Source organism: Paenibacillus sp. RRE4 (assembly GCF_031844205.1).
Classification (GTDB): Bacteria; Bacillota; Bacilli; order Paenibacillales; family Paenibacillaceae; genus Paenibacillus; species Paenibacillus xylanexedens_B.
The window spans coordinates 254,928-272,657 of record NZ_JAUZUT010000002.1 but is presented as its reverse complement, the minus strand read 5'-3'; the positions used below and the strand labels follow the sequence as shown (position 1 = coordinate 272,657).

The 17,730-nt window shown below is 48.0% G+C and carries 12 protein-coding genes; 9 read left to right on the top strand and 3 right to left on the bottom strand.

Annotated elements, in window-relative coordinates; genetic code table 11:
• Positions 1-59: 59 nt before the first annotated feature.
• Both Q9R46_RS18240 and Q9R46_RS18235 read left to right on the top strand, forming a co-directional pair.
• Positions 60-2,291 carry an MMPL family transporter gene (locus Q9R46_RS18240; protein WP_311281204.1) on the top strand — a complete coding sequence of 744 codons (2,232 nt, stop codon included), beginning with the start codon at positions 60-62 and terminating at the stop codon, positions 2,289-2,291.
• 267 nt (positions 2,292-2,558) lie between these two features.
• The gene (locus Q9R46_RS18235; protein WP_090924098.1) at positions 2,559-3,512 is read left to right on the top strand and encodes a nucleoside hydrolase; all 954 of its coding nucleotides are present in this window, start codon (positions 2,559-2,561) and stop codon (positions 3,510-3,512) included.
• Positions 3,513-3,702: 190 nt separating this feature from the next.
• Here the strand turns inward: Q9R46_RS18235 and Q9R46_RS18230 are convergent, their stop codons facing one another.
• From Q9R46_RS18230 to Q9R46_RS18220, 3 genes are all read right to left on the bottom strand, one after another.
• Positions 3,703-5,424: a methyl-accepting chemotaxis protein gene (locus tag Q9R46_RS18230; RefSeq protein WP_311281203.1), complete on the bottom strand. Its 1,722-nt coding sequence runs from the start codon at positions 5,422-5,424 to the stop codon at positions 3,703-3,705.
• Between the two features lie 320 nt (positions 5,425-5,744).
• Positions 5,745-6,491, bottom strand: a complete 747-nt coding sequence (locus tag Q9R46_RS18225; protein WP_311281202.1) for a DUF3105 domain-containing protein — start codon at positions 6,489-6,491, stop codon at positions 5,745-5,747.
• Positions 6,492-6,934: 443 nt separating this feature from the next.
• The gene (locus Q9R46_RS18220) at positions 6,935-7,879 is read right to left on the bottom strand and encodes a zinc ribbon domain-containing protein (protein ID WP_311281201.1); all 945 of its coding nucleotides are present in this window, start codon (positions 7,877-7,879) and stop codon (positions 6,935-6,937) included.
• A 332-nt stretch (positions 7,880-8,211) separates the two neighbouring features.
• Here Q9R46_RS18220 and efeO point away from each other — a divergent pair, with 332 nt between their 5' ends.
• The 7 genes from efeO (at position 8,212) to Q9R46_RS18185 (ending at position 17,041) form a co-directional block, all read left to right on the top strand.
• Positions 8,212-9,108, top strand: a complete 897-nt coding sequence (gene efeO, locus Q9R46_RS18215; protein ID WP_311281284.1) for an iron uptake system protein EfeO — start codon at positions 8,212-8,214, stop codon at positions 9,106-9,108.
• A gap of 4 nt (positions 9,109-9,112) precedes the next feature.
• On the top strand, positions 9,113-10,390 hold the full coding sequence (gene efeB, locus Q9R46_RS18210) for an iron uptake transporter deferrochelatase/peroxidase subunit (RefSeq protein ID WP_311281200.1): 1,278 nt from the start codon (positions 9,113-9,115) through the stop codon (positions 10,388-10,390).
• Positions 10,391-10,451: 61 nt separating this feature from the next.
• Entirely contained in the window at positions 10,452-12,401 is a 1,950-nt protein-coding gene (locus Q9R46_RS18205; protein WP_311281199.1) for an FTR1 family iron permease, read from the top strand.
• A 256-nt stretch (positions 12,402-12,657) separates the two neighbouring features.
• Entirely contained in the window at positions 12,658-13,395 is a 738-nt protein-coding gene (locus tag Q9R46_RS18200; protein WP_397386390.1) for an HAD family hydrolase, read from the top strand.
• Between the two features lie 397 nt (positions 13,396-13,792).
• Positions 13,793-14,272, top strand: coding sequence for a Dps family protein (locus Q9R46_RS18195; protein ID WP_311281197.1), 480 nt, complete (start codon positions 13,793-13,795; stop codon positions 14,270-14,272).
• A 126-nt stretch (positions 14,273-14,398) separates the two neighbouring features.
• Entirely contained in the window at positions 14,399-15,652 is a 1,254-nt protein-coding gene (locus Q9R46_RS18190; protein WP_397386388.1) for a nitric oxide synthase oxygenase, read from the top strand.
• Between the two features lie 555 nt (positions 15,653-16,207).
• Positions 16,208-17,041 (top strand): hypothetical protein, encoded by an 834-nt coding sequence (locus Q9R46_RS18185; protein ID WP_154890241.1) that lies wholly within the window; start codon positions 16,208-16,210, stop codon positions 17,039-17,041.
• The last annotated feature ends 689 nt before the right edge of the window (positions 17,042-17,730 follow it).

The window sequence follows — 17,730 nt, the reverse complement described above, 5'->3', positions numbered from 1 at the left end:
AAACCATCTTTCTGTTCAACTTATATGGATTTCAACAAAACTAGGGAGATGAATAGACCATGCAGGAAGGTTCAGGTTATGGCCGCTTCGTAGCGGGCAAACGAAGTAAATGGGTTACGTTGCTCGTATGGATTATTATTGCCGTTGTGCTTGGTTTAGTATGGCCGGCAGTAAACCAGCGTGAGACCAACAACGCACGAGATTTAAGTGATTCGAAACCGTCCGTACAGGCCGCAGCCTTGGCGAAAAAGGAATTCCCTGGCGGCGAGGGCTTACCTGCGCTAATCGTCTGGCGTAACCCTGCTGGACTCACAGAGGATCAGATCCAGCAGATTCAGGCGTTAACCGAGCGATTGGATCAAGACCCCGTGGAACAGCAACAGTCCGTTATACCATTGTATCAGTTACCACCACAGGTTATTAAAGGTCAGCTGTCGGAAGACGGAAGCACCATCGTCATGCCGCTGTTTTTCAACAAAGATGCCGATTCAGAGCAACTGAAGGCAGGCATTGAAGGATTAGAGGAAAAAACAAAAGCCATCTTCGGCATGAACCCGTTTGATACGGCTATCGATAACCAAGGCAAGTTGATTGCACGCGTAACCGGACCTGTGGGCATATCCATTGATGCAAGCGGATTGTTCTCATCCGCCGATGTCTCTCTGCTCATCGCAACTGTCGTGCTTGTACTCGTGTTGCTCTTGCTGATCTACCGTTCACCGGTGCTAGCGGTCATTCCGATTATTGCCGTAGGCTTCGCCTATATGGTGACCAGTCCGATTCTCGGATTTATGGCAGATCAAGGCTGGATCACAGTAGATGCACAGTCCATCTCCATCATGACCGTATTGCTCTTTGGAGCAGGTACGGATTATTGTCTGTTCATGATCTCCAGATACCGTCAAATTCTCTATCATGAGCCGGATAAAAAGAAAGCGATCTTCCAAGCCATCACCGGTTCATCCGGCGCGATTGCAATGAGTGGATTTACGGTAGTCGCAGCTCTACTCGTATTGCTGTTAGCTGAATACGGTGCATATCATCGTTTTGCCGTACCATTCAGTTTGTCCATCTTCATCATGTTTATTGCAAGTCTGACGCTGGTTCCGGCGCTACTGGCCATCTTCGGACGGGGATCGTTCTATCCGTTCGTTCCACGTACTCACGAGATGGAAGTGGAGCGGGCGAAGAAAAAAGGCAAACCGGCTCCGGCTCCGCGTAAAGTCCGTGAAAGCTGGATCGGACGAATTGTAACGACCAAACCTTGGACGGTTTTGGCCATTACGGTCGTGTTGCTCGGTGGACTGGCTGCTTTTTCAACCCAAGTGAAATTTACGTACGACTTGTTATCTTCCTTCCCGGAAAATGTACCTTCCCGCGAAGGCTTCAAGGTCATTGGGGAGCAATTTTCGCAAGGAGAGCTCGCTCCGGTTAAAGTGATCGTGGATGCCGGGGGCAAAGAGACGGATCTGAAGCAACGTCTCGAATCACTGGATTATATCAGCAAGGTGGGTGACCCGCAGCAAGGCGCGGAGAATGCCAACATTACGGCGTATAACGTAGAGTTCAATCTCAATCCTTACTCGATTGAAGCGATGCAGCATATTCCGGATTTGCGAGCTGCGGCGGAAGCGGCATTGAAAGATGCCGGAGTTACTAACGTGGATCAACAAGTGTGGATCGATGGACAGACAGCTGAACAATATGATATCGAAGTCGCCGGAGAGCGAGATGCGAAGATTATTATTCCGGTCGTGATCGGTATGATTACACTCTTACTGCTACTCTATCTTCGCTCCATCGTTGCGACAGCATACTTGATTGTAACGGTGGTCCTGTCGTATTTCTCTGCACTTGGTCTGGGTTGGATCATTATCCACTATGGTCTGGGAGCAGAAGCGATTCAGGGAGCGATTCCGCTGTATTCCTTTGTCTTCCTCGTGGCACTCGGCGAGGATTATAACATCTTCATGATCTCAAGCATCTGGCAGAAACGCAAAATAATGCCGCTCCGTCAGGCGATTAGGGAAGGGGTAGGCGAGACGGGTTCGGTCATTACCTCTGCAGGTCTGATTCTGGCGGGTACGTTCGCCGTTCTGGCAACCTTGCCGATTCAGGTGCTGGTGCAGTTCGGGATCATCACTGCGGTAGGCGTAATGCTCGATACGTTCCTGGTTCGTCCGTTCATGGTGCCAGCGATTACAGCGTTGCTGGGCAAATGGGCGTTTTGGCCAGGCAAGTATACGGAGATTGCCGAGAAGCAAGAGAAGAAACCAACCCGATCCCTGTAATTCAGGAGGAGGGCCAGATGGACGGCGGGGCTCGATGCCCGTGGTCCATCTTTCTTTTTACCAGAGGCGGGAGCCTGAGGTTTGTATGCCTGAGATGGAATGGATAAGCTGGTAAAAATGCTCAGGGTATGTTGCGGATACGGGATTCTTTGGGTGCGGAAGGTTTACTCGGCTTAGGGTTATGGGACATAATAGAAGAAGCGTCGGCCTTGGGCAGACGGACAAGTTCACATCAATGGGGTAACCAGAGGAAGGATGAAAGCAAGCATGACGAACAAACTGAATGTGTATTTCAATCATGACGGCGGCGTGGATGATCTCGTATCGCTGTTTATGCTTCTGCAAATGGACAATGTAAACGTAACCGGTGTATCGGTTATTCCGGCAGACGGGTATTTGGAGCCGGCAACCGATGCGAGCCGTAAAATTATCGATCGTTTCGGGACGTATTCTATCGAAGTGGCTAAATCCAATTCCAGAGGCAAAAACCCGTTTCCAGCTGCATGGAGACTGCACTCATTCTATGTAGATGCACTGCCTGTTCTGAATGAATCCGGCAAAATGGAAGCACCGCTCTCGGCTATTCCTGCGCATCAGCATCTGATTGAGAAAGTACGCAATACCGAAGGCAAAACGCTGTTGTTGTTCACAGGCCCGCTGACGGACCTCGCGCGTGCGCTGGACGAAGCACCGGACATCGAAGAGAAAATCGACAAGCTGGTATGGATGGGCGGTACATTCGAACGCGGAAACGTAGAAGAGCCGGAGCATGACGGTACGGCGGAATGGAACGTATTCTGGGACCCGGAAGCGGCTTATCGCGTATGGCAGAGCGGCATCCAGATTGATCTGGTCGCACTCGAAAGCACAAACAAAGTACCTCTTACACCCGCAGTCCGTAACCGCTGGGCAGCAGAACGCCGCTTCGAAGGCGTGGATTTCCTGGGGAACTGTTATGCAGGATGTCCGCCACTGGTGTACAGTGAGACCAACTCCACGTATTATCTGTGGGATGTGCTGACTACGGCTTCCGTAGGCCGCGAGGACATCGTGAAGAAAAAAACCGTGAATTGTATCGTCATTCCAGATGGCCCGAGTCAAGGCCGCACGGTGGAGCAAGCGGACGGACGTCCGGTACAACTGGTGTATGATACAGATCCGGAAGCATTTTTCACATACATGACGGATTTGGGGAAAAAAGCTGCTCCGCAGCGTTACTAATGATCGGCAGCCGGATGGCTGACCTTCATGTAAGATAAAAAGACCTTTATACGATACGCATCAACGATACGCATCGTATAAAGGTAAGAGCTAAAGAAAGCCGCAGGCTGTGTTCCGATGATCGGGAAGAATCCCGATGATGTGGATCACTGCCATGCGGCTTTTTGGTATGGAGCAAGTGGGCAACGAACTAGATCTTAAAGCGGCTGATCAGGCCATTCAGCTCGCTGGATAAAACACGTAGTGACTCTGCGGAAGCACTGATCTCACCCATGGATTGTAGCTGCGTTTCGGCAGCCTGCGATACCTTCTGGATGCTGGATGAGGATTCTCGCGAGATGTGTTCCATGTTTTCAATGGATGCCGACACTTCCTCTGAGCTTGCTGACAGCTGTTCAGAAGCTGCGGACACTTCATGCAGGCGCTCGTTGATCGTTTCAATGCCGCCATGAATGGAGGAGAACGATTGACCTGCCTCTTGCACAACGGTCAGACCGGATTGTACCGCCGTAGTGCTTGCCGACATATGTTCTGCAAGCAAAGAGGTCTGACGTGTCATCTCGGCAATTAACTCGGCTACATGTTGTGAAGATTGCTCGGATTCTCCTGCAAGCTTGCGGACCTCGGAAGCAACTACGGCGAAACCATTGCCGTGTTCACCTGCACGGGCTGCTTCGATACTGGCATTGAGTGCGAGCAGATTTGTCTGTGAGGCAATATTTTTCATCAATTGGGCTACCGATTCAATCTGGCTGGAGTAATCCGTAAGCTGGGTCGTCGATGCGGCCATCTGTACGTTGGCCCGATGAATCCCGTCCATGCTACGGATGGCTGTATCCAGCTTCGCCTGTCCTTGAATGGCATCGTTCGTTGTCTGTTGTGATACGTCGGCAACTCTGGAAGAAGAATGAGCAATGTGCTGCATGCTACGTGTGATTTCTTCCATGGCTACAGTGACTTCTCCAGCGCGTACCACCTGTTCGGAAGCCCCCTGTGCAGTATGGTTCGTGTGCTCGGCAATGCGCTGACTGGCCTCGGCCGTTGCCTGGGAATGCCGGGATACACCTTCTGCGGCGTGAAGCAAGGAATCCGAGCTTTGGCGAATGCCCGTCATGACTTGCCGGGTATCCATGACCAGGTGTTTGAACTCGGAAGCGAGCTGGCCAATTTCGTCTTTGCGTCCAAGCTCCACATTGACGGTGAGGTCCCCTTTTCCAACTTCGGTAATGAGCTGTTTCAGCTTCACCAGTGGCCTTGTCAGATAACGTGCGAAAATATACACCAGCAACACACTGAGCAATACAATCGCCAGTGCTGTCCAAACCATCGTGATGCGGTTGCTCGACATGAGTTCATAGACGGCGGTAGAGTCCAGATCTGCGCCTACAATGCCTAACATCTTGCCATCCGATCCATGAATCGGTACATAAGCGGTAATCGTAGCCCCGTAATCTTCATCCCGAGTAAGCTCTCCGCGAACGGATGTGTCTTCTGAAAAGGCTTGAAGCATGCCATCGTAAAGTGTTTCCTCCGTTGTACCGTACGGGGAAAAATCATCCTCGGCTACATCCGGCGCGGCCCCGTCTACCACGTAATAATACGCAACCTTTCCACTTTCCTCGCGTGTGCCAAGTGTGTACAAATATTTGAGTCCGTTGGCTTCACGCAACTGGCTAAGTTGTGCGCGCAGCGTATCGTAATACGCCGTTTTGTCCTGCCCCGTGCTGAGTGGAGCATACAGTGTCGTATCAATCAAAGCGGCTGCCCGTTCAGCTACAGCCTGTGCCTGCATCCCCATCGATTGTTCAACCAATTGAGCAGACGCCTGATACATCGTGATGCCCAAAATGGCCCCCGCGGCCAGCATCAAACAGGAAAAAAACAAAAAAATTCGCATAAACAAACTATTCATCGTTCCAATTGCTCCCCCTTGTGAGCGTATATGTTATGTATACATTTCTACTTCCATTTATCGGCATAACATTGGAAAAGGATTAGGAATTGGGAGGGTTAAAGCTAGTGATTTAAGTCGTTGTGTTCCTACTGCGTTCAGTTGTGGGGTCTGTGGGGTCTAATCATCCTGAGTAACGCTAATTGCTTCTTTTTAAACAGTAGAAAATGTAACGATTCCTGAAAGACCTTATTTTGCACCAAAGGATCGTTCTTCGAGCTTAAGCACTTCTTTTTCAGGAGATAAGGTTTCTGGAGATCGTTACATTTCAATTTGCTAAGCTACATTGTTCCGCCGCCTTGGCGAATGGATGGCGGGATCTTCTCAGGCCCCTGATTGATGTAACGATGGATAAACGTACCTACCTTGGCATCATCAAACTTGTCCAGTTTCATCGTTTTGGTCCAGGCGGTCACAACGACCTCGCTGTCGTCAGGAATATCCTTGTTGGGTACGGCGAGAATGCCTGACCCGGCTTGGCGAAATTTTGCGAGATATTGGAGATCTTCCTTCAGCTCATCACTGGCATTTTCACGATAATAGATGATGATGTCTCCATGCTCCATGTTGTGAACCAGATAAGGATACCCCGGGAAGTCAGTATAAAAGCCAAAATGGATATCATGTGGATTATGTGGACCTGATGTCGGTATTTTCATTTCATACTGGATCGGCTCTTCGGTGTGGGTGGCTCCATAATATTTGTCATCCGTCACATCGATTGTTGCATTGTTCGGGAGGTCAGCTACATCGTAAGTCTTTCCCGCACCCTGAAGGAAGAAGAATCCAAATGATACGATCGATACAGCGATCAGCACATGAGCCGTAAGCCGAAGGGAGCGGCTTTTCTTCTGAATGGTTGCTCGTTCGTTCTTTTTCATATGACTAACAATTTTCCCACGTGTACGTGATGCCCAGATATAGGCGGCAATCGAAAGTAGTAGCACAGCGGCTCCAATGATCAGCCCCAGATATGAGGTGCCTGTTTGTTGTTCCATTTGCATATGATCCATGTGGGTCATGTCCATTCGAATTCCTCCGCTTTCGTCAACAAATAATGAATAGTTACACTACATATTGTAGTGTTAAAGGTGAAGCAACATAAAGAAAACATACAGACAAGCTAATAAACATTAAAAACCAAGCAAGAAACAAAGAAAAACAGTAGAGCAAGCAGCAATCGATGCAAGGCTATAAGTAAGCAAATATAAGTAAGTAAACTTCTTCTTTTCTTACTCAAGACCACATAAACGATTTGCTTTATCTTAAAGTCTGCTATACCTGCTTCAATAGAGCAAAGTTACTTCATCTAAATGCTGGCTCATATAAGTAAATACAAACATATTTTTTACACTACACATTATAGTGTATGGAATATGATCCGCGCAATGTTGCTTTGGCAAATGAAAAAGACTCCCCCCACAATCGGAGGAAGTCACCATTTCAGCAATTTTAAGTAGAAGAAACGAATTTACAAGCGTCCAAACGGCGAGAATAACGGGCTCAATAAACCAGCTATAGTCGAAAATAACAAACGATACATCAAGTAAAACAATACAGCATTCACAATCAACACGCTGTACGTGCTGTCAATGGCAGCTTTGGTCCGATTGAGCGGATGCTGGAACAGCACCGTATTCATCGCAACAAAAACCATAATATACGACAGCACCAGTAGCGAGATTGCAAACGAGTAGGAGATCACAATCATCAAGTTAGCGAGCAGAAGCGTCGCGATTGCAGGGACTAGTAAAGTTCCGAACTGGGCAATCAGAATTTTCGGACGGAACGTAATTCGTTCCAGCTTAAGTACACCATAGATGAGCGCAACAGCAGCAACCAGAATAATAGCTGAAAACAGGAGCGGGCGCAAAAATCCGCTAATAAATATGCCTTCCGCACCGAGGCGGCCAAATGTGATCAGAACATATGTAGAGGTCAAAACAGCAAACAATGCCATCGTTAGCCACCCGTTCAGGGCATGCTGTTCGCCGACGGTTTTCATCGATTGATACGGACGAGCCAGTACGCTGAGGAAATAGGTCAGGTATTGTTTGCTTACTTCTTTGGCTTGCTGTACTTTCTCATTCTGAACGAAGTTGTTCCACTGATTTCCTGCGCCACCTTGGTTAGTATCGTGATCAGAAGCATCATTGTTATTGGAATGTACTGTTGCTGTTTCTTTCACAAGCGATGGTACAGGTGAAGCCGAAGAAGAGCGTGTAGGTTCTGGTTGGTGAGAAGCAGATTCCTTGTTGCTGGACCAATGCGTGTATTCCGAGTCAGCGGAAGCTGAATCTGTGCGTGTTACGGAATCCACAGCATCAGAAGAAGCATGGGTTCCCGTCAGGTTAGAGCCGCACTTCTCGCAAAACTGGGCATCTCCATTTTCATGATTACATACTTGGCATTTCATGTTCATAAGCCTCCAATTTCTTAAATTATGGAACAAGTTAACATTGTGTCTCATTTTAACGTTCTATGACGAACTTTGTCTATGGATCGCAGAATTAAATACCCAAAATCAACCTTATGAAACAGGAAGTTCAACTGTCTTATTTTCATATTGACATAAAGATGGGGCGGAATTATGATGTCATTATCGAAATTGATAATCATTATCAATTAAAAGCTGGGGAGTCAAGAGCGATATTTGTATGTCTGCTCGACGTTCCTGTATCGGTAAAGGATTGTTTTAAGGGTTTGTTGCCTAATTACTGCGTTCATAGGGGAGTGTTCGTGTTGAGAATGAGAAAAAGTGTGACTTTGCCAGCTGTCGTGATGGTGACTTCGGTTTTGCTTGCAGCGTGTGGCAATGATGGAGCGGCTTTGAACAAGGCATCTGAGAAGCCGACCGTAACGAGTGAAGCTCAAACAGCATCTCAGGATACGAGCAAGGGAGGCCAAGAGCCAACCGTTGCAGATTACTCTGTTGCGGTAGAGGGATATCGTACGTTTGCCGTAGAGCAGATTGATGCGTTTGTGAAGGAAACCGAGAAGTTCACAGAGGCGGTGAAGGCGGGAGACTTGGAGAAGGCCAAGTCGCTCTATGCCCCGGCACGTATGTATTATGAACGGATTGAACCGGTAGCGGAGGCGCTAGGTGATCTGGACCCTAACATTGATGCGCGTGATGGTGACGTTGAGGCTGCAGACTGGCGTGGTTTTCACCGGATTGAGAAAGCATTATGGGCAGACAAAACAACCGATGGCATGAGCGAATATGCAGACACACTGCTCAGTGATGCGAAGCTGCTACGGGCTAAAGTGGAAACGATGGATATTGATGCAAGTCTGATGGTTACGGGCGCGGTCGAACTGCTGAACGAGGTATCTTCCAGCAAGGTGACCGGGGAAGAGGAACGGTATTCGCATACGGATCTGTATGATTTCGCGGCAAATGTAGAAGGAGCACGCGAGATTTACAACTTGCTGAAGGATGATCTGGCATCCAAGGACAAAGCGTTGAACCAGCAGATTGCGGATCGATTCGATGCGCTGGAGAAGGAACTGGCTCCGTTCAAGGAAGGTGACGGGTACGTTTCTTACAAGAAGTTGAAGGATGAGGACGTGCGCAAGCTAAGCCAGAATCTTGATGCGCTCGCGGAGCCGCTGTCCAATATGGGACAGGTACTGGGAGTATAGAACAATGACGGAGAACAAGCAGGATTCGCTGAAAAAGCCGTTGTCACGGCGTGAGATGCTGAAGCTGACCGGCGTAGCCGGGCTTGGTCTGCTTATTGGCGGGGGCGGCGCAGGCGGGCTGATGGCGCTGGGCCATAAAGGCTCTTCTGTCGCCGCTGTAGAACCTGCGGCGGCTGATAAGGGCTTGCCTTTCTATGGCAAGCATCAGGCAGGTATTATTACGCCCGCGCAGGATTTTATCTGCTTTGCGGCGTTTGACGTTACCGCAGGCAGCGTGGAAGAGCTTCGCCGTCTGTTCCGGGACTGGACGGTAGCCTCGGCTGCCATGGCTTCCGGACAGATGATCGGCGAGCACAACACCACGCTGAATACGCCGCCCACCGATACGGGGGAGGCGGCAGGCCTGACACCGTCACGTACCACGTTGACGTTTGGTGTGGGGCCGTCTTTGTTTGACGGGCGCTTCGGCTTGAAGGGCCCGAAGCCGCGGGGACTGCGTGACCTGCCGGCATTTGCCGGGGATGCGCTGGACCCGAAGTGGTGTGGTGGCGACCTGTGCGTGCAAGTCTGCGCAGACGATATGCAGGTCGCCTTCCATGCGATCCGCAACCTCGCGCGTATTGCGCGAGGGCATGCGGTGCTGCGCTGGACCCAGGAGGGCTTCCAGCGCACAGGCCGAGCTGACCCCGCGGGTGGAACACCGCGCAATCTGCTCGGCTTCAAAGACGGCACCGGCAATCCGGATACTACGGATGCCGTTCTCATGGACCAGACCGTCTGGGCGCAGCCTAGTGACGGTCCGGGGTGGATGGCCGGCGGCAGCTACATGGCAGTCCGCCGGGTGCGCATGCGTGTGGAGGTCTGGGACCGCTCCACCTTGAAGGATCAGGAGGCGACGTTTGGTCGCCACCGTGACAGCGGCGCGCCGATCGGCAGCCGTGGAGAATTCGACCCGGTGGATCTGCAGGCCAAATCCACCGATGGACAGCCCTTAATCCCGACAACATCGCATCTGCGGCTAGCCAAGGGAGACGGGAGTCAACAGATCTTGCGCCGCTCGTACTCCTATTCGAGCGGCCTCGATGCCAAAACAGGCCAGCTCGACGCAGGCTTGCTGTTTATCAGCTACCAGCGGGATCTGGACAAGCAGTTTATCCCGATCCAGACACGGCTGGCGAAGAGTGACAAACTGAATGAATATACAGTACATGTGGGCAGTGCCGTCTTTGCCTGTTTTCCCGGGTGCAAACAGGGCGGATATATCGGGGAGACATTGTTCTAATGCTGTTGAGTTTACATCGAAATCCACATCCAAATGGTCACGGATTAAGGGGCAAAACGATATGAGATTGCTACGCATTACATTCCCTATACGAATTACATTATCTTTACTCGTTGGCCTCATCTATTCTTTTTCATGGATGGGTGGGGGCCAGTTCAAACATGTTGATTATGTTTTTGGTGAACGCGTCCATGCCTTCGAGGATACTGCTTATGCTTCTAGAGATGCTTCTTATGTGTCAATTACAGCTGCGTCTGCTGTACAAAAGGAAAACGCAACAATGGATCAGCTGGATGCCCTGCTTCCTTCGGTAGGAAGCGCGCTGGTAGAAGCAGGCCAAGGCAAGCTGGAAGATGCCATTCGGGATGTATCCGAGTTTCAGGTGTTATGGCAACAGGCCGGACAACTGAAGCCGGAGCAAAATGCAGAGCAGGTCGCCGGTTTAACTACTACCGTTAACGATGCACTCACCAAGGTTCAGGATGTATTGAAGGGTAGCGATGCCGACGCAGCCAAAAGTGCACTGGCAGACCTTGCAAGAGCAGTCAATGCATACGTAGAAGCCTTCCAAAGTGGAGAAGGTGGCAGTGACGCAGGCCGGAAGGCGGCAACACGTTTACTTCCGGATTCCCGCAGCAGTCTTGTCGCCATGCAAAACGGAGACTGGCCACTGGCAGAGCGTACGTATAAACGAATCGTTACTGCCTGGAAAGGCACGGAAGCACCGATTCGCAAGGATCATTTTGGCGTATACAGTCAGTTGGAGAAACAAATGAGTCTGATTCGGATTGCCATGCAAGCTGACCCGCGCAAGGAAACACAGGCCATCCAGCAAATGAACGAAATGGTGACGCTGCTGACGGATTACAGCATGGGTACACTCAAGGATGGAGAACTGGATAAACAAGCAGTCAACGCTGGTTCTGGTTCTTCATCGCTGGCTGATCTGTTGCAATTGCTGAAACAGGTGCAGCAGCAGATTCAGGCCGGGGACAGCTCCGGAGCGGTTACCGGCATGGAACAGTTTATTGTTGTTTGGCCTTCCGTCGAGGGACAAGTGCAGATCTCTTCGCCTGCATCGTATACCGCGATCGAGAACGAGATGACGGAAGCATCCGGCTATCTGGTCTCCAGTCCCCCGAATACATCGAAAGCAACAGTGGTGGTATCCCAGATGATAGAGCGGTTGGAACCTATAACGGAAACAACGTCGTATACTGCATGGGATGCGGCCTTAATTCTTCTTCGTGAAGGACTGGAGGCTATTCTGGTACTGGCTGCTTTGCTGGCCTACGCCAAGAAAAGCGGACAAGCTGCTGCGCGGCGATGGATTTGGGCTGGTGCGGGTAGCGGCTTGCTCTTGAGTGTAGCGATGGCTGTAGTGCTAACACTGGTGCTGGCAACGGCGTCTTCGGGCAGTACACGCGAGATGATTGAAGGGTATACCGGTCTTGCGGCAGTTGTTCTGATGTTAACCGTTGGACAATGGATGCACAACAAATCAAACGCCCGCTCATGGAACAGTTATGTAGAACGTCAGGTAGGAGGAGCGCTTGCACGCGGAAGTTTATGGTCTTTGTTTGCTGTCGCTGGGCTTGCCATATTAAGAGAAGGTGCGGAAACCACTATTTTTTACATCGGCATGGCTCCTTCCATTCAGTTATCCCAGTTGTTCATCGGGGTGGGCATAGCTTTGGTGATCCTGGTTATTCTGGCCATAGCGATTATTCAGTTCAGTGTGCGTCTGCCGGTGCGCTGGTTTTTCCTCACGGCTACGCTATTGATCTATTATCTGGTCTTTCGTTTTCTGGGCGAGAGTATTCACGCCTTGCAGGTATCGGCCGCGCTTCCTGCGCATGTGGCACATGAGTTGCCTGCCCTAAGCTGGCTTGGCATGTATCCTACATGGGAGACCTTTGTGCCGCAAATGGTGGTATTGCTCTATCTGGTCTTTAGTCTGGTTCGCACCGAGAAACGCTCAGCGAGAAGCACGTCGAGTACATCGGTTTGAATACTGACAGTGAAGCCAGCTGATTCTGATAATGTACATTAAATCTGATGATGTCGATCAAAAAGCCTTCTCAGGGCGTCTCTAGAGATTTAATTAACATAATGCTCTCTCTTCGCCACGATTGGTGGTAAGTAGGGGGCATTTTTACGTAAAAGCATCTAAGTGAGGTTTGGACGGACCTCTCCACTACATATATAGTAGTAATAGAGAACAGCTTGAATTGAGAGCAGATCAGAAGCAGGGGGAAGTATCCATGATGGAGAGCAATATTACAACTAAAGCCATATTTTTCGATGTAGATGATACCTTATATGATCACTTACAGCCGCTTCGAGGTGCTTTAGAAGAAGTGCTCGGATTGCCGGAATCGTTTGATTATGCGCTGGCGTATCATCGATTTCGCTATTACAGCGACTGGCTGTCTGCACAGGAAGACCTGTCTGCGGTTCCCGAACCGGATGCAGTAGAGCGTATGAGATGCCGTAGATTCGAGCTGACGATGGCTGATTTTGGGATCGAACTGCAGCCTGGACAAGCGCAAGAACTGCAACGAAGGTATCTGAGCAGACAGTTTGAGATTACTCCCTTCCAAGGAGCCTATGATCTGATTCGCAGACTTCTAGCGGAGGGACATACGGTGGGGCTGATTACGAATGGAGAAGGTCAGCATCAGCGGCGTAAGTTAGAAGCGTTGGATGTGTTCGGCCTGGTGGAAGAGCCTCTGGTCTTTATTTCTGGTGAAGTCGGTTATGCGAAACCGGACGGCAGACTGTTCGAGCATGTGAACAAGCAGACAGGAACAACAGCGGATCATAGTTACTATGTTGGTGATTCGTGGCGCAACGATGTTGCCGGAGCGGTAGACGCAGGCTGGAATATCATCTGGTTTAATCACCGTGAGGCATCGCCCGAATCAGATCATCAACCTCATTTTATAGCACGGAACTACGAGGAAATCAGTCATCTTCTTACGTTTGAACAGGTTCGTTCATAGGGGGGAACACGGAGAATCGAAGCATTTCTAGAATTGAATCATCATCATGTTGTAACAACGCATTCAGCCCTGTCATCTGTGATTGCAGATGAAGGGCTGTTTTTTATTCTCACTCAGACGTGTGAGAATGTTCACTGAAGGTCGATAAGGTTGGCGGTATAACTACATGACAACCTTGTTCATAGTGGAAGCAGTCATAAGTTCATCATGAAGCAGAGCTTCATGGAATCTTCATTTGGAAGAGAGGCCAAAGCTCTTTTCAAAGTATATAGTCAGTGTTATAATTAAAACAAGATTTAGATTAAGTCTAAATTAAAAACGGAGAATAACGAAGCGATTCCAAACAAATCATAATCCAAACAAACTAAATTGAGACATTCGAAAGGGGATAAATTCCATGAGTACAATCCAAACTAATCCAAACACTGCTGTAACAAACACAGCTAAACTTCAAGAGGTCTTGAACCGTCAGATCGCAGGTTGGTCTGTCCTTTACACAAAGTTGCATAACTTCCATTGGTATGTCAAAGGACCACACTTCTTCACACTTCACGCCAAATTTGAGGAATTGTACAACCTGGCTACAGCGAATATGGACGAGGTTGCTGAGCGCCTTCTGACCATTGGTGGTCGTCCTGTAGCAACGATCGCAGAACAACTGCGTCTATCCCCAATTACTGAGGCGCAGGGACAACTGTCTGCCGAAGAGATGGTTGATCATGTTGTTGACGATCTGAATGCGATGCTGCATGTGATTCGCCAAGGCATTCATGAAGCAGGGGAAGTTGAAGACAATGCGACTGAAGACATGATGATCGGATTCACCGCTGCGCTGGATAAAGAGATCTGGATGTTAAACGCATTTTTGGGCAAATAATCTAGGCCAACCTGTGTCCTGACAACGATATGTAGAGTCCGTGAACAAACGTCCCGTTCGCTTACAAATCCGGTGTGCTTCCCGTATAATAATGGCATCCAAGATGTACAGAATGGTGGAATGAAAATGCGGACAGACCTGGAACGATTGCAGGAAGAAGCCGAACGGTTTATATATACAAGTTACGAAGAGCTGGGCCATACGCGTGAAGACGCAGAGGCCCGGCTTATTGCCATTAAGCAGGAGATGGACAAAACAGGAACCTATACCCATACTGCCGAGGAACTGGAGCATGGCTGCAAAATGGCTTGGCGGAACAGCAACCGCTGTATCGGGCGGCTGTTTTGGGATAAGTTACGGATCGTGGATGCACGCCATGCGGATACCGCAGGAGCGGCTGCGCAGGCTGTGCTGGATCATATCCATAACGCTTCAAACGGAGGCAAGATCATTCCGACGATTACCCTCTTGCCACCAGCTGGCCCGGATGGAACACCGATCCGAATCTGGAATCATCAGTTGATCCGTTATGCTGGATATGAGACAGCGCAAGGCATTGTGGGTGATCCTGCTTCCATTGAACTGACCAAAGCCGCCAATTCCCTCGGCTGGCAGGGAGCTGGAGGCGATTATGATGTGTTGCCGATCATTATTCAAGCTCAAGGACAGGCCCCAGAGTGGTATGTAATACCAGAGCAGGAGATCATCGAAGTGCAGATTGAGCACCCGGAGCGAGTGGAGATTGCTGAACTCGGCCTGCGTTGGTACGGTGTGCCAATGATTGCGGATATGCGGGTCGAGATCGGAGGCATTAACTACCCGGCTGCGCCGTTTAACGGTTGGTATATGGAAACGGAGATCGGAGCGCGAAACTTTGCCGATACATTCCGATATAACAAGTTGCCCGCTGTAGCTGCTGCACTGGGATTGAACACGTCGAGTGAAACGACATTATGGAAGGATCGCGCATTAGTGGAGCTGAATGTCGCTGTTCTGCATTCATTCAAGAAGGCAGGAGTGAGTATCGTGGACCACCATACGGCTGCATCACAGTTTGCTCTGTTTGAACAGCGGGAAGAGAAGGCTGGACGCGAGCTGACCGGAGACTGGGTGTGGCTGATTCCACCAGTGTCCCCAGCCACTACTCATATTTTTCACAGTTCCTATCGGAATGAGATTGTGAAGCCGAACTTTTTTCATCAGGCCCCTGCATACAGGTTTCAAGATGGGATGGCTGTTGCCTCAGATGTCGGTATCAGTGAGCAACACCATAAGCAACATGAGAACCCGGATCGTCAAAACGACCGGGAGCATGCGTCCGATGAAGCCAAACAGTCACAGGCAGGGAATACACCAATGAAATGCCCGTTTGCACATTAATTTGTGTGAGCGGGTTTTTTAGCTTTTTTTTATACGTAAATGGTGGGGAATAATCCGTGAATTCTTGTAAGCTGTTAGTTGCAATATTACCGGAGAATTAGATATGATGATTACAAAGATTGTATATATTTTCAAATAAATATATTTTAACAGTAAAAAACATACGTTTTAGGGAGATATTTGTTTGATAATTGATCGGCAAATCAATTATTAAACAGAGATAAGAAATTTCTGAGTTAATACTTATCCTGCTGGAAGTATTATTCAATTTCGGTATAAGGTGTTTTCTCGCATAATCAGCAATCGAATACAACATATTGATTTTCTTTGTTATGGTTCTACATATAGATGATATTCACGGGTTAAAGCAATTTGTATACCTCTTAAATGCAGATATCAAGCATGGTTTTCAGTAAAAGTTAGATATTGAAGTATGTAAATGAAATTAAGACTATCTTTTCTTTATTTTTACATGGAATAAACATACATATTTTAGGTTGTATATTTAATTTAATTGTATTATTATATATATATTACCTAATATGAGGGATTTTTTTGAAGAAAATTGTAAGTATGATTTTATCTGTATCTTTAATATTCGGTGTTGCTAGTACAGGTTTTGCTAGCGGTGCCAACTTGGATACGGAACCTAAAGTTACCGTGTCTTCAACAGAAAACGAAAAAGCTCTTTTTTCATCTGATGGTAACCTTATCGGTACCGTTAAAACAGTAACAGATATCAAGATTGTTACTGAAGGTAAAGACACTACTTTTACTTATACTGAGCATAATAACTATGACTTGCAACCAGAGTATGCAGCTATTCCAGAGTACCAAGAGACTTTTGCTGACGGCACTAAAACTGATACTTACACTATTGAAGATACGAAAGTTTTTAAGGATGGAGAACTTGTAATTGATACTGCTGTAGCTGATGCGCCAATAGCTCCTGTGTCCGATAACTCAACTATTACGCCTTTTGCTGTTGATACGGGCGGAATACCAGCTATGTCCCACTACTATAGTACTAGTGATTTGAAAAATTATTCTTTTGGAACATATAGTGATGTTAAATTTGACGCATTTAAACCAAATTATTACATGGGTCCAGCAGGTTCAAATGTCCAAAAATCCATTCCACGTACTCATAGTTTGTTCAATTCTGCTAAGAGTTCCATTGACTCTTTTAAAAGTAACCAGGATGACTACGTTTATGCTATCGGTTCGTTTCTTATAGCTAGTGGTACACTGGGTCTTACTTGGGCAACCATTGTTGGTGCCATCGCATCCGGTGGTGCTGCTGCAGCGGCAGCAGGAGTGGTAATTGCGAAATTCAATTCTTGCAAAACTGACATAGGTAAAGCTTATAATTACGTTTCTAATTTTTAAAATTATTTAATACAATAAGAGAGGCATATGAAACTTATATGCCTCTCTTGTTGTTATATTATTAGAAGGGAGGTTAACCATTTGTTAATAACAATCATATACACAATAATTGTTTTCATTATTCTGTTACTAACATTTAGATTATTTAAGTACAAATTCAAGAAACACAACAAAGAAAATATTGGACTTATCGTTTCAGCGTTCATCCTCATTTTCATCGGAGATCTGTCTTCAGTTTGGTTCTACATCTTTCTTTCAATAGTCTTAGTTTTATTGGTTGTTTTCATTGTTGGAACACTCAGAAATCGCAATCCATAATTCAATTTGAAATTCAACGGGGCTGTCTCAAAAGCCCTTGAAACACTCATCGGTAAAAAAGGTTAACACCGATTGGTCTAAACGGTACAAAGCAGAGGTCATCCTGCTTTGTACCGTTCGCGTTTTTCTGTAGGCTACTCATTCCATGCTCCCAATCGACAATGTGCATCCTTCCTCGATCATCAGGTGTTCTCTCTTCTCGTTTTTTTCTAGTTACGAACAAATACAAGCTTCACGGGCAGAGCGTAGATCGTTCATACGATGACGGAGCCGTTAATGTCCTTAGCAGTCGATGAGGGAATACTTTGAAACACTTCTCGCAGCGTTATTCGTTTGCCTCGACTAGATCCATAAGTAGGTATTCTGCGGTG